The organism is Rossellomorea sp. DUT-2 (genome assembly GCF_052665285.1).
In genome coordinates this window covers 23013-45959 of sequence record NZ_JBQPEO010000011.1, presented here as the reverse complement: position 1 = coordinate 45959, position 22947 = coordinate 23013, and the positions used below count along the sequence as shown (strand labels likewise).

Here is a 22947-nt window from a genome sequence, read left to right as displayed (position 1 = left end):
CTTTCACTTTAGTTCATGTTTCTCTTGTAGATTAATTTTAATCCTTTTAATGTCAGGAAAGGATCTACGACGTCAATGCTGTTGGATTCTTTCGAAATCAATGTAGCTAATCCTCCCGTTGCAATGACGGTTGGTTCCTTCTTACTTTGTGCTTTCATTCTTTGAACGATACCTTCTACTTGTCCAACATAACCATAGAGAATACCTGCTTGCATAGCCGTTACGGTATTCTTTCCAATGATATGTTCAGGACGGGCAATTTCAATTCTTGGCAATTTTGCCGCCTTCGAGTACAGGGCTTCTGTTGAAATCCCTATACCAGGGGCGATCGCTCCACCCATATATTGTCTTTCCTCATTGATATAGCAATACGTCGTCGCTGTACCGAAATCGACAATAATGAGAGGACCACCGTATTCGTGAATACCAGCGACAGCATTTACGATTCGATCCGCCCCGACTTCCCTTGGATTTTCATACTTGATATTTAAACCGGTTTTAATACCAGGTCCAACGACGAGCGGAGTAATATTAAAATACTTCTCACACATACGTTCCAAACTAAACATAATTGGAGGGACAACGGAGGAAATGATGATTCCGTCAATCTCGTCAAACGTCAGCTTCACATGCTCGAACAGATTCTTCACAAGCATCCCAAACTCATCTTCCGTTTTATGTCGATTCGTTTCAGCTCTCCAATGATATTTTAAATGGTCATTTTCATACACACCAAACACAATATTGGTATTCCCTACATCCATTACAAAAATCAATATCCTCACCTACTAAGCCAATTGTTTTCACACTGCCAACATCATACCATAATTTATTTAGAATAGGTACAAAAGCGGAACCGGCTTGGTCAGACCCGACAAGCATAAGATGAATGGGCCTGGAAGGCGTTCTTTGCCTTCTTGGTCCATTTAGCTTATGACCTCGAGGGGCTAGCCGGTGGAGCTGGATGAGTATAAAAGCGCAAGGGCTTTGAACAGAGGCGACAAGCATATGACAAAGCTGCCGGAAAGGCGCTCTTTGCCTTTTTGGCAGCTTTGACTTATGACCTCGAGCCTCTAAGCCCTGGAGCTGGATGAAACAAAAGCGGAACCGGCTTGGTCAGACCTGACAAGCAAGCAAAACACGTATTTTGAAGTTGTAAATCGCATTTTTTTGCTGAAACCCATGAAGGACTCAACCGTAGGGTGGTGTTTTGGAATACTTGTTGAGAAAATCCGGCCGTTTCACGCCATAATCCGGCCGAAATACTATTTTATCTGGCCGAAATTGGTAATAATCCAGCCATTTTAATCGAAAATCCGGCCGAAATCGAAAAAAATCCGGCCATTTTACAATCCTTACCAATCGAGAATCGTCCGACAATAGAAGCCAAGGTCCCCACAACAAAAAAGGATGCACCCATCACTGGATGCATCCTCTCTCTATTTACGTGCGATCTGATTTAGAATCGTCTTCTTTTGAAGCCGTGTCTTCTTCGATCACAGTTTCTTCATTTTTCTTTTGGATATTTACTTTCACGTCGCTATTTTCCTGGTCGGATTCATAGATACGCTCCGGTAGTTTACCGTGATCCATTAAATGCTTGATTTGTGCCGCATCTAATGTTTCGATGTCTAATAATGTTTTCGCAATAAGTTCAAGCTTGTCACGATTCTCAGTAAGAATTCGCTTCGCTCTCTCATAGCTCTCTTTAATTAGACGCTGCATTTCCAAGTCAATTTCATATGCGATGGCATCTGAATAGTTTTGCTCACTATTGATGTCGCGTCCCAAGAACACTTGACCACCTTGAGATTGACCGAACTGAAGTGGTCCAAGCTTTTCACTCATACCGTATTCAGTGACCATTTTACGGGCGATTCCAGTAGCACGTTGGAAGTCATTGTGAGCACCGGTTGATACATCACCGAAGATGATTTCCTCCGCTACACGACCACCAAGTAAACCGGTAATCTTATCAAGAAGCTCAGGCTTCGTCATAAAGTAACGATCTTCTTTCGGAAGCATAACAGCATAACCGCCTGCTTGCCCACGAGGAACGATGGTCACCTTATGTACCATGTCTGCTTCATCAAGGACTAATCCGATAACGGTGTGACCCGCTTCGTGGAAAGCCACGATTTTACGTTCTTTTTCAGATATGACTTTGCTCTTCTTAGCAGGACCTGCAATGACACGGTCTGTTGCTTCATCAATATCGCGCATATCGATTTTCTTCTTATCCTCACGGGCTGCTACAAGAGCTGCTTCGTTCAGAAGGTTTTCTAAGTCGGCTCCAGAGAAGCCTGGTGTTCTCATCGCAATCGCTTTTAGATCCACTGAATCATCTAGCGGTTTATTATGAGAATGTACTTTAAGAACCGCTTCACGTCCTCTAAGGTCGGGACGATCTACTGTAATTTGACGGTCGAAACGTCCTGGACGTAACAATGCAGGATCCAGAATGTCTGGTCGGTTTGTTGCAGCAACGATGATAATACCTTCGTTAGCGCCAAAGCCGTCCATTTCGACTAGTAACTGGTTAAGGGTTTGTTCACGCTCATCGTGACCTCCACCTAAACCTGCTCCACGTTGACGACCGACTGCATCAATCTCATCAATGAAAATGATACAAGGTGCATTCTTCTTCGCATTTTCGAATAAATCACGTACACGAGATGCACCGACACCGACAAACATTTCAACGAAGTCGGAACCACTGATTGAGAAGAAAGGCACTCCTGCTTCTCCAGCCACCGCTCGTGCAAGTAAGGTTTTACCTGTACCTGGAGGTCCTACTAGAAGGACACCTTTTGGAATACGGGCACCTACTTCAGAGAATTTGCGTGGATCCTTTAAGAATTCCACTACCTCTACAAGTTCTTGCTTCTCTTCATCTGCTCCCGCTACATCTTTAAAGCGAACTTTCTTCTTCTCTTCGCTGTATAGCTTTGCTTTACTTTTCCCAAAGTTCATGACACGGCTTCCGCCGCCTTGAGCTTGGTTAAGTAAGAAGAAGAACAGAATAAAGATAATGACGAATGGAATGATCGTTGTAAAGAAAGATACCCAGCCGCTTGTTTCTTTGGCTTGCAATACTTCCACATCAATTCCTTGCTCTGATGCTGCCGCATTGATCTTCTCCATTAACTTTCCATCTGTAGTAAGGACATAGGTTAAGAAGTACTCTCCTTCTTTAGCCCCTTCCATCTGTCCTTTTACTTCATAAACGCCCCTGCCAGGCTGAATTGAAAAAGAAGAAACGTCTCCGTCTTCAAGGTTATTAATAAACGTACTGTACTCGATATTTTTGGTTGGCTCGTTGTTGTTACTGAAATAACTCACCACACCTATAATCACTAAAAAGACCAGTAAATAGAATATGGTGTTTCGAAAGATCCGGTTCATCCCTTACCTCCTCCCACGGTAAACAAACTAAGTAAAATAGTATCATAGAAAATCATGGCATTACAACAAATTGCACTTACAAGATTCCTCTTTAGATTATACTTATTCTCCTGTTGTATACACTCTTGGTTTTAAAACTCCGATATACGGCAGATTACGGTATCTTTCAGCATAATCCAGACCATATCCGACCACGAACTCGTCAGGAACAATGAAGCCCACGTAGTCCGCTTTGATATCAGCTTTACGTCCAGTCGGCTTGTCAAGCAAAGTGACAATGCTGATGGTTTTCGCTTTACGATAACGGAACAGCTCGACCAGGTAGCTTAATGTTAGACCACTGTCGATGATATCTTCAATGATCAGGATATCCCGACCTTCCACTTTCGTATCTAAATCTTTCACAATCTTTACTTCTCCTGAAGAGACAGTAGAGTTCCCGTAGCTGGATACATCCATGAAATCCATCTCCATATGCGTATCCATACGTTTACAAAGGTCAGCCATGAATGGCATTGCACCTTTTAAAACTCCAATTGCCAAAGGAAAACGATCTTGATATTCCTCTGTTAATTGTGCACCTAATGCTTTAATCTTTTCTTGAAGTTCTTCTTCTGAAATTAACACTTTTTCAATATCTTGGTTTAACAATGTTCAACTGCCTCCTAGAAGATGATTGCTCTTAAATTGTAGTACCAAACTATTTTCTTGCTCTTCTCCCAAATCGTAAGTAGACTTTTTCATTCCCGGAACCCAAAGTATGTGGTTATTTGCGTCCACTACAATCGGCCACTCGTCACGGAGGTGAACAGGAACTTTTTCGTCAATAAAGAGTGTCTTCAGCTTCTTTGAGCCTTCCAACCCCTTCACTTTCATTCGATCTCCGTTCTTTCTCGTACGCACATATAAAGGCAGGGTAACCTTGTCCGGATCAATGTAGATCCTATCACCGGTACGATCCTCTGCTAACGAGGAAGAAAAATAAAGAAGGAACTGATATCCACCTTGAAGTTCAAGCGTTTCATTAACCTGTATCTCGTGACAATAAGGAGCTTCGGTTAACGCCATTTCTCCAAAATGAAAATAACATGTATGATACGCCCTTGTTACTTTAAGCCCTTTTGGTAAATCCAAGCTCGCATTAGGCGTTTTTCCTTTTAATATACCCAATACATCGTAAATATGTATAGACGATAAGGAAGATGGTCTAAGTTTGTAAAGATAGTTTAATATTAGATTAATCCCTCTTCTTTGTAAAGGCTGAGGCATTGCAAGAAAACCATCGATATGTAAAGATGAGAAATCGCCAGTGTCATTCCATACCTTATTCAACTTATCCCTTGTTAATTCCTCTAAATATGCCTCATCTTCTGCCAATTCTTCACTAAATCGTTGAAATTGGAGATGAACATGAGGATTCTCATTTTTCAAAAAAGGAAGAACCTTTTTTCTGAACCGGTTCCTGGTATAATATTCCTTCGTGTTACTAGGGTCTCTCCTCGGGTTTAGATCGTGCCTTTCACAATACGCCTCTATTTCCTCTTTTGTAACAGGGAGAAATGGCCGTATGATCAAACCTGCAGCAATGGATCGTTTGAAGGGAATCCCGGCTCTGCTAGCCCCGGCTGCCCCTCTTGTCAACTTCATCAGGATGGTCTCTACTTGATCATCCCCATGATGGCCAAGAGCTAATGTCGCAGCAGATGCCTCTTCCATGGCCTCCATTAAAAATTCATAACGAATTTGACGGGCAGTTTCTTGCAAACTTCCATTCGTCCGCTCGATCTCCATTGATACATCCACTCTGTCACCGTAAAAAGGGATGTTTCGCTTTTTGCAGTATTCTTTGACGAACAAAAGTTCCTGATAAGATTCGTCTCCTCTGAACATATGATCAAGATGAGCCGCCATGACTTCTACTTCCCACTCAGCTTTGTTCGAATCAAGAAAATGGAGCAGCGCTAAGGAATCAGGGCCTCCCGACACTGCCACCATAATACGATCTCCTTTATTAATCAACCTATGGTCTTGAATAAACCTTTTAATCGTTTTCTCTAACATAACGCTTCCTCTTCCTGAAACCATTTCCCTCATTGTATCAATACCTGCTGAATTCTTACACTCTTACGCTACATCAATTCTCCATAGATATACAAAACATATAATAACGAAACAATCATCACCACGAGCACAGTCTCCAAAAAGTGACTGGATTTTTTATTTCGTTGATTTTGATATCTGCTATGCGTAACGGATGAACTTGCATGAGCGCTCGTTGAAACAGGTTTACTGACTTTAGGCTTCAATTTGGGCTGCTGCTGTACTGGCTGAGAGTGAGAAAGTCCATTCAGGAGGCTGACCCTCATATCACTGGCAGATTGAAAATTCCCTTCCAGGGCATCAAGGATCGATCCTTCAAACTTCTTCAATTGGTCTTTGGAACCGATGGCCTGCCTTAATTGTTGCATATTCCCGTTTCCTGCCTTAGTGAAACGCCCTGGATAGGCTAAATTAATGAGGATCATCCCCACAGAGAAAAGGTCATAAGAAGGTTCGGCTCTTCGCGACCCTCCCACCCAGTATCCTCTATCAAAAAACTCCGTAAACTCTTTAATTGCCCGCCCATTGATGGTCGTTCCCCCAACATCAATACAGCGAATTCGGTAAGGAGGTCCGGTGACGATCAAGTTTTCAGGTTTTAAATCCCCAAATACCCATCCTTCCTTATGAATTCGCTCCAGGTCTGTCAGGAGCTGAGCAATGAGTACACCTGTCCACGAAAATCCTTTTGATTGAACAAATGACAGCAAGTCAGCACCTTGAATATATTCCATCACATAAAAATGTATTTTCTGTCCCCGATACTCCCAATCATCCACATCAAGAAGCTTTGGCCCCAGGGGAGCACCTTGGACCTTGGAGAAAGATTTTAATACATTCACTTCCGAGGTAATGGATACATTGCTTTCACTCATCTTTAACGCCTGGTATCCAGACGAACCTTGCACCAGATAGACGATCCCGTTCGCACCATACCCTAACTCTTTCACAATGGTGTAGATCTGCTTATACCATTTTCCTCTTATAACTGTTCCAGGTGGGAAATTAAATGGTTTCTTCGAAGTATTGTTCATCATCGCCACGAGAGAGCAATCCCCTTAATGAACGCTTTTTCTTAAAGTGGGTGATAGCTTCTGAGATCGCTGGACCTGTTGGAGTAATTCCACCTGGAGACAATTTAGAGAATATACTCGTCAATGTTTCGAGTTTTGGTGTCCAATCCAGCAATTTTTCGACATCTTGTCGTTTCCCGGGAAATACAAAGACGGAAAATTTATTATCACCCATTCTTGCATTCAGGCTCAATGACAGGTCTAATAAGGCTTCCTTAACCGTGGGAAGCTTATGCTTCATACTCGCAGACGTATCGACAAGAATCAACACTTCCATATCAACGGATTCTCCCAGTTCATCGACAACCTCCATGACCTCCCCGCGTTGTTCGGGAGGAAGTTCCTCCATGGATGCGGATTTCCCTAGAATTTGCTTCAGCTCTTTATTTACAACCCCCTGCAAGGTTTGTGTCATCGCTTTGCGCGTGACCATTTGTACGGTTTGAGAAAGCTGTTGTGCATATACAATCTGGCTTACTCCACCCCCCGATAGAGCAATTCCTTCAATTTCCTGCATTCCATTATCGTCTATCACATCATTATCCATGACCCCAATGACGTTCACTGAGATCCCCTGCTCCTTCGCAAGAGCCGCCATCGCAATCGGGTCTTCACCTTGATTTGAGCAACCATCTGTAATTAATAGAATTTGACGAAGTGTACCTGGCTTCATCAGACTCCCCTCCTCATTCTAAAGTTGTTACCATCTTCGCCGAATAAGGAGGGATTTATACTCTAGTTAACTATTTTTACAGGGTAAATATACGTCCTAGGAAATTCTCTTTTTATCCTTTGGTTTCGGTTTTTGCACAGGGATAGAGGACCATTTCGGTATATTATGTTTGATTTTTGAAACCACAATCGTCATATCATCTTCTATTAAGCCGGAACTCGACCTGATCACTTCCTCCATTAGAATATCGGCCACTTCTTGTGGTTCCTCCGTTTCCAGCTCCTTTATCTTCCTCTTCATCCAGAGATCATAATTTTCCACATGTTTCGGGCCTTCAAAGGCACCATCACTCATCATGATGAGAAGATCTCCTGCTTTTAACTGCTCAGACACGACATCCACATCGAAATCCTGCTGAAGCATCCCCATGGGTAAATTACTTGCCTCTACCTTGATGATTTTATCCCCCCGCTTAATGAAGCTCGGGGTTGAACCAATTTTCAAGAACCTCGATGACGCATTCTGCAGGTCGATCATGGCTAAATCCAATGTGGAGAAAATTTCATCATTCGTTCTGAGAGATAGAATCGAGTTGATGGATTTGATCGCTACCTGTTCTTCAATCCCGGATTCAAGTATTTTTTTCAAAAGCCTCAGCGTTTCATTGCTTTCATAGTGAGCCCGTTCTCCGTTCCCCATCCCGTCACTAATCGCAACTGCATATTTTCCCCTTCCTAATTCAATCATCGAGTAGCTGTCTCCTGATACCAGTCCTCCCCCTTTCGCTGCATGAGAAGCCCCGGTATCCACTATAAATTTCTTGGCAGATTGGAAAGTCACATGACATTGACCGTTCGGGAATTGAGCGCACTCCTCCTTTTGAACAATGATATTTTCACCTAATATATCCGATAGCATCGGGGCAATCAGTTTTTCACCCTGTCCATGTCCCCCGCAATAAGGCATGGTCATGTCTATATCGACATTTCCTTGTTCCAGGTTATAGATTTCAATGTTTTCAATCTCGATTCCAAACTCTCCGATACTCGATAAGATTTGTTCTTCCTGAATATGATGATTCTCCCTTTCTCTTTGAATTTCTTTCGCGAAGTTCCCCATCACCTCTGATACCCCAAGTAATTGGTCGGCGACCAGCTTCCTGCTTTCCTGGACCTGTTTCTTTAATTTCAGATTCGCTTGATAGAAGGTCAGCTCCTGATATATGGTTTCTTTCAGTTTTTTCTCTCTCGTACAATGCTTCTCTACTTCTCTAGCAAGTTTTGAAGACAGGGGGACACGGCCCTGATCATACTCGGTCATCACATCTTTCATGAGATTATAGGTTTTATCAAAATTCCGGGCCCAGCACTGATCTTTCTTAAAACAGGTTTGACACGTTTTCTCAGTCACATTGCTTAAGAAATAATCGAACTCCTTATCTTCCTCCTCTTCAAATCGGTCTTCTATTTGTTGAAAACTATTGGACAAAGCTTGAAACACCGAGGAAAACTGCGTGACCCTATTAGCGGTAACATCTCTCACCCTTCGCATGTATCCCTGTTGTTCCTGCTGATATTCTGCTGTTCCCGGAATATGCTTGGCGATTTTAGACGTTAAACTTTGAGGGGTTAAAAATAAGAGTAAAATCGCTACCCCCGATTCATATAAGGTTTTCGTTATGACCGTATCTGTCTCTCCGTACATTCCCATTAATAAAGTAGCGATTAACAAACCGATTGCTGCTCCGAATTTCTTTCCTTCTTTCATAAGTCCGCCCAGAAGCCCCGAGAAAGCAAGCAAGCTCATTTGATAAAAGCTGGATACGTTGGCTAAACTGAAAACAAGCCCAGTGACAACCCCCACTGTGGAGCCCACTGTAGCCCCTGCTATAAAGGAAAACAGCAGCACTAAGTATCTTGATAACACATGTTCCACAGATAGATTGTATACAGACCATCCGATTGTACCTGTCATGATAGATGCCAATAGAATGATCAGACTGACCACTTCTTCTGTTTTCAGCGATTTCCTTCTACGCTGAACGGTTACAAGGGGCACACTTTGAATGAAAATATACGTTAAGAGAAAGGCAAGACTCGCTTCTATTAACGCCATTACTCCGTTGTACACCGTCAGTGCTTGTCCTTGCTGGATAAAATCGAATGAAAGCTTTGCTACCATGACTGTGAAGAAGACATAAAAAGCGACGACTCTCAAATTATTCTTGTGATATTTCTGAGACAATCGAAACGCTAATAGGAATATTACCGCACTGACAAACGTATAACTGATACTAGGAAGAGATAAGGTGAGAGCTCCTGCAAGCAATCCGATTAGGGCAATGGGAGACTTCTCTCTTCGAATAATGTAGACAGAGGCAAAGAACGGCAGTGCAAACGGCGTTAAATGTGAAAGGATCAACGCTCTTCCCAATAAAAATCCGATAACGAATAAGGCAATCCCCTTTTCTACGAACAGCCACTCCAGTTTCGAATAAATAGACTTGATTCTTTTGGATAGTTCCACCCTAGTGTGTTCAATGTCCACGTTCTGAACAGGTTCTATGATCGACTGATCGGCTTTCCCCATGTATGAAACACTCCCCATTTCTTTTTTGTTAAGTATAAATGGTACAAGCTTAAAACTTTGTCAAAATGAGGGAATGCATACCAAGAAAGTTTCGACGACTTTCTATAGATTCCGGTAAAATATTCAGAATATTCTCTTGTCATTCATTCTTCTTTTCTACTTTTTTCGTCCTAAACGCTTATGCGAGTATGCTTGAAGGAATTTTGACAAATTCTTTACTAGATTATATTGACAAGATAATTCTTTCTATGTATCATAGATTTTGTGCCTAAAATGTGCATAAATTTGGCGGTGTAGCTCAGCTGGCTAGAGCGTACGGTTCATACCCGTGAGGTCGGGGGTTCGATCCCCTCCGCCGCTACCATATTTCATGGCCCGTTGGTCAAGCGGTTAAGACACCGCCCTTTCACGGCGGTAACACGGGTTCGAATCCCGTACGGGTCATAGTAAAAAAAGACTATCATTTATGATAGTCTTTTTTTGTTCAGCTCTTTTCGTATGAAGAGGCACATCAGGTTTTTTCTGCAGAAACCACTGCTTCAATTTGCTCCTGGTGATGTTTATCATGACCGATAAAGTCTTCAAAAAACTCTTCAAGTGTAAAGCTTTGATCTCCTACTGAGAACGAATGTTGAAGATCATCATCAGATAAGCAATTTACATATGCTATAATCGATTCGCGTGTTTTGATACCCTCTTCAATCAAAGCTTCCTTAGTTACCACGTCATGCGCATACCTTTTAGCTTCTCCATTAAAACGTTGAAAATCCGGAAAAGGAGGCAGCTGCACTCCTTCTGAAACCCTTGGGAGAATCTCTTCTAATGAATATTGGTCCCATTTGATCATGTGAGAAACATTTGCAGCAATCGACCATCTGCTTTCCTCCATGGGCTGAAACCACTCTTTGTCATTGATCCTTTTCAATTCATTAAGCCACAGCTTAAACGATTCATGATGATCGATTATCTGTTCTTTTTTCATAATGGCTGCCTCCATAAAATTAGTTAAGACTATTTTATTCGATGAGGGCAGGTCGTTTTCCTTTCTACACATAATAAAAAAACAGGCACACTCATCCTTATGAGTATGCCTGTTTTCCGTTCACAACCTGCTATATGAGTTAATAGACAGCAAGTTAACCTTTTTTCGCCCCTTTTCCACCACGACGAGACTCAGTATTTTTCTTTAAAGATGATAAACGATCCTCACTGTCTTTCAAGAAACGTGCCATCTTTTGTTCGAAACTCTCTTTAGTACGTGTGTCGTTCTGTTTGTTATTGTTACTACGCGGGCGTTGAGGACGCTGAGGGCGCTGCGGGCGTTGTGGTTGCTCTTTCGCTTTTCGGATGGACAAACCGATCTTTCCATCTTTCTCAACATTAATAACCTTAACTGTTACTTCGTCGCCAACTTTAAGGTGTTCGTTAATATCCTTAACATAGTTGTCTGCAACCTCACTAATGTGAACTAATCCTGTTGAACCTTCCGATAATTCCACGAACGCTCCGAAATTTGTAATACCTGTTACCTTACCCTGTAACTTGCTGCCTACTTCGATTGACATAAAAGAAATGCTCCTCCTTAAAATGATAAAAGATAAACCTTACTATATATTATAGCCAATTTAAAAAAAGAGTGTCAATAAGACACCTCTTCTTCTTTCTCTTTATCTGGTTCAGGTATGTTGAAAATAATTTCACCTTCATCTGATAAAAAGTAATCCCGGCGCGCCAGTTTGGCTATATATTCATCGTCGTTAAGCTTCACAATCTCTTCTTCCAACGCGGTTTGCTTATCTTTTAGATGTTCTAACTTTTTTTCTAATTGTGCTTTTTCAGTACGTTTATCTTCTAAAACCTGGGCTCTGGAAATGAGAGTCGAAATTAAAAATCCACTAATTGCCAATACTAAAATTAAAAAGACTGCTAATCGACGGACCAAACGCTTTTTTCTCTTAGAAGACGAATGATGCATATGCTCTTGATGACGAACATATTCATTTTCCATTGGTGTCACGTTTTTTCTCATTCCCAAACCTCCTTTACAATATGGAGTGGCAAAGCCTTAAGCCCTATTCTTTGTCTTTAGGTTTCTTTTTGAACTTTTCTACCACTCTATATACTTTTTTGATATATGCTTTAAAAATTCCTGCCATTTTATTATATAACTTCTCGACTCTTTTTGTAAGATTTTTCGGCAATAAATTCCAAATACCCTTCAATATCCACCATATTGGAGCCGTTACGAGCTTAATCGCCCATTGTAACACCTTCCAGATCACCTTTAACACGAATATTATGACGGATAAGAGCCCTTTTCCTATAGATAAAACCATGGTAATGAGAAGCACAATGATCCATTTTATCGGTGAATATATTAATTTTTTTACCATTTTCACACCAAAATTATAAAGGGAGATAAAAAATAAGATCACCCGTTCCAAAAAGGCGAGATAAAGCTGCTTGATGAGGGCCTGATAACCAGCGAATCCACACAGTAAAGCAATGAAAATATAAAAACGGATTTCACCAAAATTGACGACAAATAAAATATAAAAAATCGATAGGGCTTGTAATACCCAAAACATAATATCGTTTATGAATACAAGCCACCGTTTTCTTTCAGACCGGTTTAAGAACCGATTGTACGTGTCTAATGTCGCACCAAATAAAGCTCCCATTCCGATCATGGAGAGCATGGTGTAGAACTGGGTTGAGAGTGTCATCGAAACAGCTTGCTAAAGAAGCCTTTAGCCTTCTCCCCATTTTGTTCATCCAGGTAAACGAGATCAAACACCTTTCCTTTGATGGAGACGATTCCTTTGTCCACGTCCAGATTTTTCATTTGTAGATTTTGACCTCTGACAGACAAAAATCCCATTACGGTTTCGAGGAGAAACTCTTCATTATCGAAGCTTTCCACCTGTTTGACACCCGTGATATCAAGAAGCTTGCGGCCCCTCATCATGACGTCATGTTCTTGAAAAGTCGTTTTATCTTTGTTTCCATCATAATATTGATTCATATCCATCCCTCACATTCCCATAGTACAAGCTTTGTAACTATGTTTATGATTTCAGGAGAAAAATAGAACCAAAATAGAGTCTCTTACTATGTAATCCTTATTCGGTTTCTTCTCGAACTCTTTCTTCTGAAAGGACGGAATATAGTCCGCTCGCTTCTTCTTTTTTGGTTGTTTCAAGAAGCCTTTCTATCTTTACCCTCATAATCTTTTGACCAAACCTCACGCTTAATTCGTCTCCAACCTTCACGTTAGAGCTCGCTTTTGCTTGGAGCCCATTCACTGTTATACGGCCCTGGTCGGCAATTTCTTTAGCCATCGTTCTTCTTTTAATCAGCCTTGATACCTTTAAAAATTTATCTAATCTCATGGATACCATTATTCATTTCCCCTTATTCGATATTCATCTTTTTGGCTTCGTTCCAAAATTGGTCTAATTCTTCTAGAGTGAAATCCTCAAAGCTCTTCCCCGTTTTCAAAACCTGTTCCTCCACATAAGAAAAGCGGCGGTAAAATTTTGTATTGGTCATAGACAGGGCTTCCTCTGGAAAGATCTTATAGAATCTGGCCACATTGATAAGTGCGAATAAAATATCTCCAAATTCTTTTTTGATATCTTTTTCACTATTATTCTCGACCTCGTTTTCAAATTCCTTTAATTCTTCCCATACTTTTTCCCAGGCACCTACTGGGTCTGGCCAATCAAAGCCTACTTTTGCGGCTTTCTTCTGGTATTCGTATGCCTTCATAAGAGCCGGCATCCCTTTGGCAACGTTCTTTAGCATCGGTTCATGTTCATCCTGCTTTTCCTGCTTCTTGATTTCATCCCAGTTCGCTTTCACTTGTTCCGTATTTTCTACTTGAACCGAACCGAATACATGAGGATGTCTCCGGACCATTTTGGAAGCAAGGCTTTCAATCACTTCCTCCATGGTGAACATTCCTTCATCCTCACCTATTTGGGCATGAAGCATGACCTGGAGCAGGACATCCCCCAGCTCTTCAATCATATGATCAATATCATCTTCCTCGATGGCTTCCAGTAACTCGTACGTTTCCTCGAGTAAGTATTTCTTGAGGGAATGATGCGTTTGCTCTTTATCCCAAGGACACCCATTCGGACCCCTTAGTGTCGAGATGATCTCTCTTAATGTTGCATATTGTTTATACGTGGATGCCCTTTCTTTCACAGCCGGAACGTACAGGCTTGTTAAATTACTGAGGTGGGCCACACGATCAAGTTCAACCAGCGGGATTCTATCCACCTTCTCTTCCTTGCTGCCAGCCGCTGTGACAAGCATGACTTCATAATCATATGGATAGAGCTCCATCAGAGTAATCTTCACCTCAGAAGCGATAAAGGCATCATACACCTGTCCGATGATGAGCTGTTGATTCATATGAATATCGTGAAGCTTTAAATTCGTACCATCCAATAGCTGAAAGCCATCGATCGGATCCGCTCCGACAGAAGCGAAAAGAGCATCAATGAAGCTTTGCCCCCCGCCGATGGACACTTGAATCTTTCCTTCCTTCTGAAGGTCCAGAAGCATTTGAACAGCCTTTTCAGCCACTAATGGATGACCTGGAACCGCATAGACGATTGAATGTTTTTCAGATTTCGAAACCAGCTCACATACAATTTCTTCATACACGTGGTCGAACTGATCATGCTTTTCATATACAGCATCGAAGGATTGAAACTCGACTCCTTCAGACATTAAATCCTTTACGACTGGATGCTCCTTCGTACGTAAGTATAGATGTGAGCTATTCTTTAGTAATCGGTACACTCCTAATGGGAGCTGTTCGATGTCCCCTGCACCTAAACCTACAATTGTTATTGTATGCATATTGATCTCCTCGCTACTTTTTATACTTTGGTTGCATCATATTCATCAGTCTTACCCATTTACTACCAAACGGCAAGAAGCCCATTTCTTCTCTCGAGAGGACATTTCCTCTTAAAAAAACAATCAGAAAGATGATGGCACCGAGGCATGCCCCTCCTAAAGAAAAAAGGACAGAAAGCTCTCGTTCAGGCATTCCTTTATCTAAAAGTGTATCATAAATCTGCAGGAAAACCTGTAACACGATCGTCATGGCTGCACCGCTCAGCAATAAGGTTTTATAGAAAGAAAAGGGGAAAAACCGAATAGGGAATAATCTCCTTAGCTGCAAGATCATCATACCGGTAATAACGGTTAAAGACACGACGGTCGCCACGGACGCTCCCATAATACCCATGACAGGAATGAGATAGGCATTGCCGAAATATTTTAAGAGAATGCCTATCAAAATACATAATGCCGGGTAATAAATCTTACCGATTCCTTGGAAAATGCCTGCAAACGTAAGAATCAGACAGCTGAAGAAAATGGAAAGACAGAAAACGGCGATCACCTTTGAGCCCGATGCATTTTCGAATAACATCGTATTGGTAGGAACCATAATATTGATGATTCCCAATGTAGCTGCAAATCCGATGGTAATACTGATTTTAAGGGATAACTGACTGTACTCCCTTATCAAATTTTCTTTCTTTTTCAAGTAGGCACTTGTCACCAATGGTACGATGGTGAGGGAAATGGAGGTGGCCACTACTGTCCCGAGCTGGACAAAGGGCTGACCCCGGTCATATATTCCTTTCCACGTTTTCCCTGACTCCGTATCCATACCTGAAGAGGTCAGGAGAGAATATACATTCAAGGAATCCACAAACTGAAGAAGGACCAGCAGCATGGCACTTACACAAATGGCTGTTCCGTTCATTAATAACCTTGACCAAATGTGTAGATACTCAGGGGACAATCTCAGGGACTTGCGTGAAAACAGTCTTTCCCTTCGTGCAGTCACTATGAAAAGTAAAACTAACAAGCCTCCCAGTCCACCGGTTATAGAACCGAATAGCGCTCCGTTCCCCGCCATATACAGGGAATATCCTTGAGAAACCAAAATGGTTGAAAATACAAGAATCGTCGCCACTCTTATCGTTTGCTCTGTCACCTGTGAAACAGCGGTGGGCACCATATCTTCCTTTCCTTGATAGTAACCTCTCAGAACAGAAAGGGGAGCTAACAACAGGAAGGATAAAGAAATGACTTGAATCAACGGTTTCAGGAGTGGATCCCCCATCCAGCGGGCAATCACCTCTGCTCCAAAGTACACGATTAGAAACCAGCTTAATCCAACTATACATAGAAACATGAAGGAGGTAACGGCTACTTTCTTCGCTCCTTCTTCATCATCATTTTCTAATTTCTCGGCTACTAACTTCGAGATGATCACAGGGAATCCATAGGTGGATAATGCAATGGCAATTCCGTAAAAAGGATATACCTGCTGATAGATATAAAAACCAATATCCCCAACAATATTTTGAAACGGCACCCGATATACTGCACTTAATATCTTCGTCACTAGTGCGGCAACCGTTAATACCATTGCCCCTTTCAAAAATTGGTTGGAAGAGTACTTCTTACTCAACCAGTTTTCCTGCCTTTCTGTACCACTTTTTTCAATGCTTTTTGAGTCTGATCAGGCAGAGAAAAAATTCGTTTATGTATGGTCATTTTACCATAAATAGCTGCCTGTTTTCGTTGAACAGCTTCGTTTATCAGACCAAAAACAAAAAAGAAGAGCGGCTAAGTGCCGCTCCTTTAGGTTATGACTCCATTTGTCTTGCTAAAAAACCAGCTGCCGTTTCTACTGCCTTTTGTTCCACTTCGCCTACTGTACGTTCCTTCGAGAAGATCGCAACGGCACCAATCGGGTCACCATTTGCGACTATCGGGGCTACCGTATAGGAAGCCAGATCTTCACCGTGTCCATCGACAAGCTCAGCTTGTCCTTGTTGAGTGTGTAATAGAGACGTACGGTCATCCATTACTTTCTCAAGCAGTTCACTGATGTTCTTATTTAAATATTCTTTCTTTGAAGCGCCGGAGATGGCGATTACAGCATCTCGATCACAAATTAACACAGCGCTTCCCAGGCTGTCGTATAATGCTTCGCCGTATTCCTTAGCAAAGTCACCAAGTTCACTTATTGGGGAGTATTTCTTTAAGATGACTTCCCCGTCACGATCGACGAAGATTTCCAGGGGATCTCCCTCGCGAATCCTCAATGTTCTACGAATTTCCTTCGGAATGACGACACGCCCTAAATCATCAATACGACGAACAATACCAGTTGCTTTCATCTATAGTTGCCTCACTTTCATCAGATGATTTTTATTTGGCAATGTACCAACTTGTTATTGAATACTTTACCATTGTTGAGTTTAGTATCTTACAACTTAGAAGTTCTATACACATTCAGTTATTTTTTCTGTAATTTCACTAAAATTCTAATGCAGGTATCTTTTTCCATTGTTGGCAGCTGCATAAATACTAATACCCTTATCATAGTAAAGTAAAACAATCAGCGCGTTTACATTTTGGTTACATTATTATAACGAAGGTAAGAATTTCCGTATTTCATGCCGGAATGATCGGCAGTATTCACAGTCTTTTTCATTTTTGAAAAAGCGAGTGCTGGTTGATTTCCACTCCAGGTGCTCGCTTTTTGCAGGGCGTGAGTTGAGCCTCCTCACACACAAGATTATCGAGACAGAAAGCAATGATAAAAATAACAATGTTTCCAAAAGAACCTAAAGATTGTTTACGCGTTTTCTTCTACTTTTAACGCTTCATCTAAGTGCTTGATGATGTCATAAGCCATATTAAACCACTTGGATGCTTCCAAGCGTGAGGTATTGATGGATATTTTAAGCTTAGAGCCTTCCATTCCAAGGCCCACAGCCCGGCCGTGTTTGTTGCATAAGTTAAAGACCTTGGATCCATCGATCTGTGCCGTTCCTTCCGGCGACATGAATATGTTCACTGATTTCTTATCCTGCTTTATGGACTCAAGCTTTGTATTTTTGGCGTATATTTTCATTTCAGAGATTAAGAATAGATAGCCGACTTCCTCTGGATACTCTCCAAAACGGTCAAGGATCTCTTCTTCCAGCTCTTCGGTTTCAGGAAGCGATGAGAGGGAGCGGAATCGTTTATACATTTCGATCTTTTGATGTCCATCTTTAATATACTCATCAGGAATATAGGCATCGATTTGGATATCCACTTCAAAGCTCGACTCCGGCTGCTTAGGCAGATCTCCTTTCCGCTCTTCGATGGCCTCTTTCAGCATTTGAGAGTACAAGTCAAATCCGACAGAATCAATAAAGCCGTGCTGCTGTGCTCCTAGGAGATTCCCTGCTCCACGGATCGTCAGGTCACGCATGGCAATCTTGAATCCTGAACCGAGCTCGGTAAATTCTTTTATCGCTTGCAATCGTTTTTCTGCGACTTCCGTCAGCACCTTATCTTTACGGTAGGTGAAATAGGCATAGGCCACCCTGTTAGAACGTCCTACCCTTCCTCTTAATTGATAGAGCTGAGATAAGCCCATCCGATCGGCATCAAAGACAATCAATGTGTTCACATTCGGGATATCCACACCTGTTTCAATGATCGTGGTAGTGACCAGTACATCATACTCACCAGCAAGGAAGCTTAAGATTACAGCTTCCAGCTCGTTTTCACTCATTTGGCCGTGGGCGTAGGCTATTCTCGCATCTGGCACAAGCATGGAAATTTCATCCGCTTTTCTTTCAATATCCTCCACTCGGTTATAAAGGAAATACACCTGGCCGTTCCTGGCCATTTCTCTTTCAATGGCCTCTTTGATCAGAGCACCGTTGTATTCCATTACATATGTCTGAACCGGGAATCGATTCTCCGGCGGTGTTTCAATGACAGATAGATCCCGAACACCAAGCATCGACATATGAAGAGTTCGTGGAATCGGAGTAGCCGTTAGGGTCAACACATCAATATTGGTTTTTAATTGTTTGATTTTTTCTTTGTGAGTGACTCCAAATCGCTGTTCTTCATCTATGATCAATAATCCTATGTCCCTGTATTGAATGTCTTTAGATAGTAGGCGATGAGTCCCCACTACGATATCAACGGTTCCGCTCTTAAGACCCTTCATCGTTTCCTGCTGCTGCTTTCGTGTTCTGAAACGACTTAATAATCCGATTTCAACCGGGAAGTCTTGAAAACGTTCCTTGATCGTTTCATAATGCTGCTGAGCAAGGATCGTGGTGGGTACGAGAATAGCGACCTGCTTTCCATCGGCAATGGCTTTGAAGGCTGCCCGTATGGCCACTTCTGTTTTTCCATAACCTACGTCTCCACATAATAAACGGTCCATCGGCCGTTCTCTTTCCATATCGTGCTTAATTTCACTTACAGAACGCAGCTGGTCATCTGTTTCTTCGTATGGAAACACCATTTCAAACTCTCTTTGCATGTCACCATCGGGAGAAAATGCATAGCCTTTTGCCGCTTCCCGTTCTGCATAGAGCTTAATGAGATCATCTGCAATATCCTGAACAGAAGACTGAACCTTCGACTTGACCTTCTTCCATTCACTTCCGCCTAACTTATAAAGCTTTGGATCCTTGTTCTCTGAGGCGACATATTTTTGGACAAGTTCAATTTGATCAACCGGAACATAGAGCTTGTCATTTCCCTGGTATTTCACATGGAGATAATCTTTGTGGACCCCATTTATCTCCAATGTTTCAATCCCAAGGAATTTACCGATCCCGTGATTCACATGAACCACATGGTCCCCTACCTTCAGCTCAGAATAGCTTTTGATTCTCTCAGCATTTGAAAGCTTTTGTCTTCTGGGCTTCTTTTGGGTTTTCTTATTGAAAAGTTCCTCTTCTGTAATGACGGCCAGTTTCTGAAGGGGAAGTTCAAATCCGTTCGCCAGGCTGCCGTTGATCATTTGGATCGTGCCCGGCAGCAGCTTATCTCCATCTTTCACAAAGGCAATTTCAATTTCATAATCGTCCAATACCCTTTGAAGTTTCTTAACCCGTTCTTCATCCGGTCCCAATAAGACAACTGTATATTTCCCTTTTTTCCAGCGGTCCAGTTCAGCCTTTAATACATTCATCTGCCCATGGAAATTCTGCATGGGCTTTGTAGAAACATTAAAGATATTCTGAGGGCTTGTATTTGGAATGTGTCGCAGGAAAAGAGAGAAATACACCTTTGGCAGCTTCGTGTTACTAATCAACTCGGAAAACGCATGGGATACCGGTACTTCGTGGATAATCTGTCCTTCTTGCAACAACGAGGTATACCACTCTGCTTCCTCTTTCTCAAGGGACTCACTCATTTCCTGTACACGACTGAATTCGTCAAAGAAAAGGACCCCGTCTTCAGGTAAATAATCTAGCAAACTACTAGGGTGATCATACGCCAGGGATAAGTACTTAAAAATTTGCTCAGGAACTTGTCCGTTTTCAAGCTGATCCACTTCATGCCCTATGTACTCTGTCATCTTTTCCTTTACAGCTGCCGCTTTCACCTTCTTTAAGCTGGCGGAAAGTCCAGCATTAATTTCTCGGATGAGCCTTTCGATATTCTCATAATTCAATAAGACCTCTGTGGCAGGACCTATTTCCATAGAGTCAAGTTTATCAATCGAACGCTGGTCCTCAACAGAGAAGATACGAATCGAATCAATTTCAGTATCAAATAATTCAATTCGGACAGGATTCTGCGACGTTAACGGGAATACATCAACGATTCCCCCTCGAAGGCTGAATTCACCAGGGGTGCTGACCATTCCCGTCCTCTGATAGCCCATTTGAACCAATTGACTTAATACTTCATCCAAATCGATATCTTCGCCCGTTTTAAAACGGATTTGATTCATTTCCCACATGGATTTCGGAGGAAGGATCTTTCTTAATCCTGCGACAGGAACAATATATACACCCGAGTGATTGTGAGAAAGCTTATTCATCACTTCGATACGTTGAGCTCTCAGTTCCGGACTCGCCACACTTAATTCCGCTGCGATTAACTCATTAGCAGAATATAAATATACTTCATCCTCCGATAGAAACTGAATGAGATCGTCATAGACTTTCTGGGCTTGAAACAAATTATGCGTAACCACTATGGTGGATTTATTCGTTTGTAAATATACATCTGCTATATAAGCTGTTCGGGATGAGCCAGACAATCCTGAGACAAGTTGTTCTGATAATTGCTCCTCCACTCCAGCGATGATGGACTGAATTTCTTCACTTTGGTGAACCTGTTTTAAAATACCTTTCAAGTGTACGCTCCTCCCCTTTGGATCTTTCTATATATCTCAACAGTAAACAGAAAAATGCTTTGGTTCTCCACCAAAGCGTTCTTACTGAATGATATGATCTAATTGATGATAGTCAGGGTATCTCTCCAGACTCTCCTGACAATCTTCACAGATGGTCTTCACCTGAATATCTCCGTTGTCCTGATACTGAACCATGTGTAACCGTTCTTCATCTGACAGCGTATGAATCCCTAGCTGCTCTGAATGGACAGATACGTTTGAAAGTGTTCCAACATTTGTACCGCAATGTCGACACTGATAATTGATCGCCATACCATTTCCCTCCATACACATTTATACATTTAGTATGAACCTGATAGAGGGGAGTTATTCAACTCTCCACAGGAATGATGGAAGGTCGCCGGGATTTTTCAGCCCCTGAAAATGTAGTATATGAATTCGTTAGTTAAATTTATTCATCACTTCGAGGAAAGGTTTATCAAACCATGTTTCACATGCTTCCACACTGGCAGAGATGACTTTATCCAACTCTCCTTGATCTTCCTTACTAAACCTTCCAAGAACATAGTCCGGGACACTCATACCGTTTACAGGTCGATCAATTCCTATTCTAAGGCGATTGAAGTTCTGAGATCCCAAATGAGCGATGGTTGATTTTATGCCATTATGCCCGCCGGCACTTCCCTTTTGCCTCAACCTTATCTTTCCTACAGGTAAATCCAAATCATCATAAATGACCAGCAGATCTTCATCTTCAATATTAAAATAATCCATTAGTGGAACAATGCTTTCCCCAGACAAATTCATATAGGTAAGCGGCTTTAATAAAACGATTTTTTCCCCTTTATAATGGTAGGTCCCGTATACCCCTTTGAACTTTGACTGATTCAATGAAACCCCCAGTCGATCTGCTAAAGCATCTATAATAACAAACCCGATATTATGACGTGTTTTTTCATACTGTGATCCCGGGTTTCCTAATCCAACGATTAACTTCATGTCTAACACCTCTTCTGACCTTATACCTCTAGAATAACGTAAAAAGCGCAACCTGCAAAAGGTTACGCCAAAAAAATTGATTTTTATTCTTCCTTTGATTCACTTTCTTCACTGGCCTCTGATTCTCTTCCTTCTTCATTATCAGGAGTACCAGCTTCCTGCTCTTCACCGCTGTCAATTTCTTCTTCTTGTCGAGGAGCCAGGATGGAAGCAATTGTACGGTCGTCCTCTTCATTAAGAGTGACACTGTATTTATCGCGGATATCACCGATCGTTACCGTTTCTCCAACTTGAAGATCTGCAATATCGACTTCAATTGATTCCGGTATATTATTAGGTTTAGCTGTAACAGAAACCTCATGCAACGGCTGCTGTAGTACGCCACCGTCCTTCACCCCAGCCGCTTCTCCTACAAGGTCGATACGAACATCCGCATCAATTTCCTCCGACATATTCACAGCAAGGAAATCAACGTGGGTAACGGCATCCTTCAAGTGATCCTGCTGATAGTCACTTAAAATGACATTTTGTTTATTGCCATCCACATTTAAGGAAATAATACCGTTTCTTCCTACTTCACGAATCGTTTTGATAAATGTAATAGCATCTACCATAATCGATGTATTATCTGCTTTGTAGCCGTACACGACTCCAGGAATATTCCCCTCGTGTCTCAGCTTTGTTAATGAAGAGCGTTTAAAATCTTTTCTCTTATTTGCTTTTAATTCAGTTGCCATGTCTAATCCAACACCTTCCCTAATCTTTTATGTTAGTTAAAGTTCTATATATAGTAATTACCCTAATGTGATTTGAAATAAACATAGAATAATCATTTTATGACGGGAAGAGTACATATGGAAGGTTGTCAGATAGGCGTTTCCAAGATGAACAAA

21 protein-coding genes and 2 tRNA genes are annotated in these 22947 nt (G+C 41.7%); 2 read left to right on the top strand and 21 right to left on the bottom strand.

The genetic code is table 11. The annotated features are described in order from the left end of the window. Positions 1-8: 8 nt before the first annotated feature. The 8 genes from ACOSV2_RS22275 to spoIIE form a co-directional block, all read right to left on the bottom strand. Positions 9-776 carry a type III pantothenate kinase gene (locus ACOSV2_RS22275; protein ID WP_172655809.1) on the bottom strand — a complete coding sequence of 256 codons (768 nt, stop codon included), beginning with the start codon at positions 774-776 and terminating at the stop codon, positions 9-11. A 494-nt stretch (positions 777-1270) separates the two neighbouring features. Beyond that, complete coding sequence (locus tag ACOSV2_RS22270) at positions 1271-1420, bottom strand: hypothetical protein (RefSeq protein ID WP_428976874.1); 150 nt, start codon at positions 1418-1420, stop codon at positions 1271-1273. Between the two features lie 23 nt (positions 1421-1443). After that, on the bottom strand, positions 1444-3405 hold the full coding sequence (ftsH, locus tag ACOSV2_RS22265; protein WP_428976873.1) for an ATP-dependent zinc metalloprotease FtsH: 1962 nt from the start codon (positions 3403-3405) through the stop codon (positions 1444-1446). Positions 3406-3507: 102 nt separating this feature from the next. After that, the gene (gene hpt, locus ACOSV2_RS22260) at positions 3508-4056 is read right to left on the bottom strand and encodes a hypoxanthine phosphoribosyltransferase (RefSeq protein ID WP_113971053.1); all 549 of its coding nucleotides are present in this window, start codon (positions 4054-4056) and stop codon (positions 3508-3510) included. A gap of 3 nt (positions 4057-4059) precedes the next feature. Then, a complete protein-coding gene (gene tilS / locus ACOSV2_RS22255; RefSeq protein WP_428976872.1) occupies positions 4060-5466 on the bottom strand; it encodes a tRNA lysidine(34) synthetase TilS in 1407 nt (468 codons plus the stop codon). 68 nt (positions 5467-5534) lie between these two features. Next, positions 5535-6542 (bottom strand): protein kinase domain-containing protein, encoded by a 1008-nt coding sequence (locus ACOSV2_RS22250; protein ID WP_428976884.1) that lies wholly within the window; start codon positions 6540-6542, stop codon positions 5535-5537. Further along, the gene (locus tag ACOSV2_RS22245; protein WP_044340612.1) at positions 6511-7251 is read right to left on the bottom strand and encodes a VWA domain-containing protein; all 741 of its coding nucleotides are present in this window, start codon (positions 7249-7251) and stop codon (positions 6511-6513) included. The genes ACOSV2_RS22250 and ACOSV2_RS22245 overlap by 32 nt, the downstream gene beginning before the upstream one ends. 96 nt (positions 7252-7347) lie before the next feature. Beyond that, a complete protein-coding gene (gene spoIIE, locus ACOSV2_RS22240) occupies positions 7348-9840 on the bottom strand; it encodes a stage II sporulation protein E (RefSeq protein ID WP_428976871.1) in 2493 nt (830 codons plus the stop codon). Positions 9841-10127: 287 nt separating this feature from the next. Between spoIIE and ACOSV2_RS22235 the strand changes: the two genes are divergently transcribed. Continuing rightward, positions 10128-10204: transfer RNA gene (locus tag ACOSV2_RS22235), tRNA-Met, on the top strand. An 8-nt stretch (positions 10205-10212) separates the two neighbouring features. Continuing rightward, positions 10213-10284, top strand: a tRNA-Glu gene (locus ACOSV2_RS22230). A 67-nt stretch (positions 10285-10351) separates the two neighbouring features. Here ACOSV2_RS22230 and ACOSV2_RS22225 read toward each other — a convergent pair. From ACOSV2_RS22225 to ACOSV2_RS22165, 13 genes are all read right to left on the bottom strand, one after another. Beyond that, positions 10352-10822: a DinB family protein gene (locus ACOSV2_RS22225; RefSeq protein ID WP_428976870.1), complete on the bottom strand. Its 471-nt coding sequence runs from the start codon at positions 10820-10822 to the stop codon at positions 10352-10354. Positions 10823-10976: 154 nt separating this feature from the next. Beyond that, positions 10977-11405, bottom strand: coding sequence for a S1 domain-containing RNA-binding protein (locus tag ACOSV2_RS22220; protein ID WP_113971050.1), 429 nt, complete (start codon positions 11403-11405; stop codon positions 10977-10979). A 74-nt stretch (positions 11406-11479) separates the two neighbouring features. Continuing rightward, positions 11480-11869 carry an FtsB family cell division protein gene (locus tag ACOSV2_RS22215; protein ID WP_113971049.1) on the bottom strand — a complete coding sequence of 130 codons (390 nt, stop codon included), beginning with the start codon at positions 11867-11869 and terminating at the stop codon, positions 11480-11482. Between the two features lie 43 nt (positions 11870-11912). Then, positions 11913-12566 (bottom strand): spore cortex biosynthesis protein YabQ, encoded by a 654-nt coding sequence (gene yabQ, locus ACOSV2_RS22210; protein ID WP_428976869.1) that lies wholly within the window; start codon positions 12564-12566, stop codon positions 11913-11915. Then, positions 12563-12865 (bottom strand): sporulation protein YabP, encoded by a 303-nt coding sequence (gene yabP, locus ACOSV2_RS22205; RefSeq protein WP_044340620.1) that lies wholly within the window; start codon positions 12863-12865, stop codon positions 12563-12565. Before yabP ends, yabQ begins: the two co-directional genes overlap by 4 nt. Before the next feature lie 97 nt (positions 12866-12962). Beyond that, on the bottom strand, positions 12963-13232 hold the full coding sequence (locus tag ACOSV2_RS22200; RefSeq protein WP_113971068.1) for an RNA-binding S4 domain-containing protein: 270 nt from the start codon (positions 13230-13232) through the stop codon (positions 12963-12965). Positions 13233-13254: 22 nt separating this feature from the next. Continuing rightward, a complete protein-coding gene (mazG, locus tag ACOSV2_RS22195; protein WP_428976868.1) occupies positions 13255-14715 on the bottom strand; it encodes a nucleoside triphosphate pyrophosphohydrolase in 1461 nt (486 codons plus the stop codon). Positions 14716-14728: 13 nt separating this feature from the next. Then, positions 14729-16348, bottom strand: coding sequence for a putative polysaccharide biosynthesis protein (locus ACOSV2_RS22190; protein ID WP_428976867.1), 1620 nt, complete (start codon positions 16346-16348; stop codon positions 14729-14731). A gap of 178 nt (positions 16349-16526) precedes the next feature. Next, positions 16527-17063: a stage V sporulation protein T gene (gene spoVT / locus ACOSV2_RS22185; RefSeq protein ID WP_428976866.1), complete on the bottom strand. Its 537-nt coding sequence runs from the start codon at positions 17061-17063 to the stop codon at positions 16527-16529. 461 nt (positions 17064-17524) lie between these two features. Further along, a complete protein-coding gene (gene mfd, locus ACOSV2_RS22180) occupies positions 17525-21055 on the bottom strand; it encodes a transcription-repair coupling factor (RefSeq protein ID WP_428976865.1) in 3531 nt (1176 codons plus the stop codon). 81 nt (positions 21056-21136) lie between these two features. Further along, positions 21137-21367 (bottom strand): anti-sigma-F factor Fin, encoded by a 231-nt coding sequence (locus ACOSV2_RS22175; RefSeq protein WP_428976864.1) that lies wholly within the window; start codon positions 21365-21367, stop codon positions 21137-21139. 129 nt (positions 21368-21496) lie between these two features. Beyond that, positions 21497-22054: an aminoacyl-tRNA hydrolase gene (gene pth, locus ACOSV2_RS22170; RefSeq protein WP_148971312.1), complete on the bottom strand. Its 558-nt coding sequence runs from the start codon at positions 22052-22054 to the stop codon at positions 21497-21499. Between the two features lie 83 nt (positions 22055-22137). Continuing rightward, complete coding sequence (locus tag ACOSV2_RS22165) at positions 22138-22791, bottom strand: 50S ribosomal protein L25/general stress protein Ctc (protein WP_428976863.1); 654 nt, start codon at positions 22789-22791, stop codon at positions 22138-22140. Positions 22792-22947 lie beyond the last annotated feature (156 nt).

Bases quoted from the DNA above. Each gene is read 5' to 3' on its own strand.
- ACOSV2_RS22270 (WP_428976874.1), bottom strand. From the start codon at position 1,420: ATGGGTGCATCCTTTTTTGTTGTGGGGACCTTGGCTTCTATTGTCGGA.
- ftsH (WP_428976873.1), bottom strand. From the start codon at position 3,405: ATGAACCGGATCTTTCGAAACACCATATTCTATTTACTGGTCTTTTTA.
- tilS (WP_428976872.1), bottom strand. From the start codon at position 5,466: ATGTTAGAGAAAACGATTAAAAGGTTTATTCAAGACCATAGGTTGATT.
- ACOSV2_RS22250 (WP_428976884.1), bottom strand. From the start codon at position 6,542: ATGATGAACAATACTTCGAAGAAACCATTTAATTTCCCACCTGGAACA.
- ACOSV2_RS22245 (WP_044340612.1), bottom strand. From the start codon at position 7,251: ATGAAGCCAGGTACACTTCGTCAAATTCTATTAATTACAGATGGTTGC.
- spoIIE (WP_428976871.1), bottom strand. From the start codon at position 9,840: ATGGGGAAAGCCGATCAGTCGATCATAGAACCTGTTCAGAACGTGGAC.
- ACOSV2_RS22225 (WP_428976870.1), bottom strand. From the start codon at position 10,822: ATGAAAAAAGAACAGATAATCGATCATCATGAATCGTTTAAGCTGTGG.
- ACOSV2_RS22220 (WP_113971050.1), bottom strand. From the start codon at position 11,405: ATGTCAATCGAAGTAGGCAGCAAGTTACAGGGTAAGGTAACAGGTATT.
- ACOSV2_RS22215 (WP_113971049.1), bottom strand. From the start codon at position 11,869: ATGAGAAAAAACGTGACACCAATGGAAAATGAATATGTTCGTCATCAA.
- yabQ (WP_428976869.1), bottom strand. From the start codon at position 12,566: ATGACACTCTCAACCCAGTTCTACACCATGCTCTCCATGATCGGAATG.
- yabP (WP_044340620.1), bottom strand. From the start codon at position 12,865: ATGAATCAATATTATGATGGAAACAAAGATAAAACGACTTTTCAAGAA.
- ACOSV2_RS22200 (WP_113971068.1), bottom strand. From the start codon at position 13,232: ATGAGATTAGATAAATTTTTAAAGGTATCAAGGCTGATTAAAAGAAGA.
- mazG (WP_428976868.1), bottom strand. From the start codon at position 14,715: ATGCATACAATAACAATTGTAGGTTTAGGTGCAGGGGACATCGAACAG.
- spoVT (WP_428976866.1), bottom strand. From the start codon at position 17,063: ATGAAAGCAACTGGTATTGTTCGTCGTATTGATGATTTAGGGCGTGTC.
- ACOSV2_RS22175 (WP_428976864.1), bottom strand. From the start codon at position 21,367: ATGGCGATCAATTATCAGTGTCGACATTGCGGTACAAATGTTGGAACA.
- pth (WP_148971312.1), bottom strand. From the start codon at position 22,054: ATGAAGTTAATCGTTGGATTAGGAAACCCGGGATCACAGTATGAAAAA.
- ACOSV2_RS22165 (WP_428976863.1), bottom strand. From the start codon at position 22,791: ATGGCAACTGAATTAAAAGCAAATAAGAGAAAAGATTTTAAACGCTCT.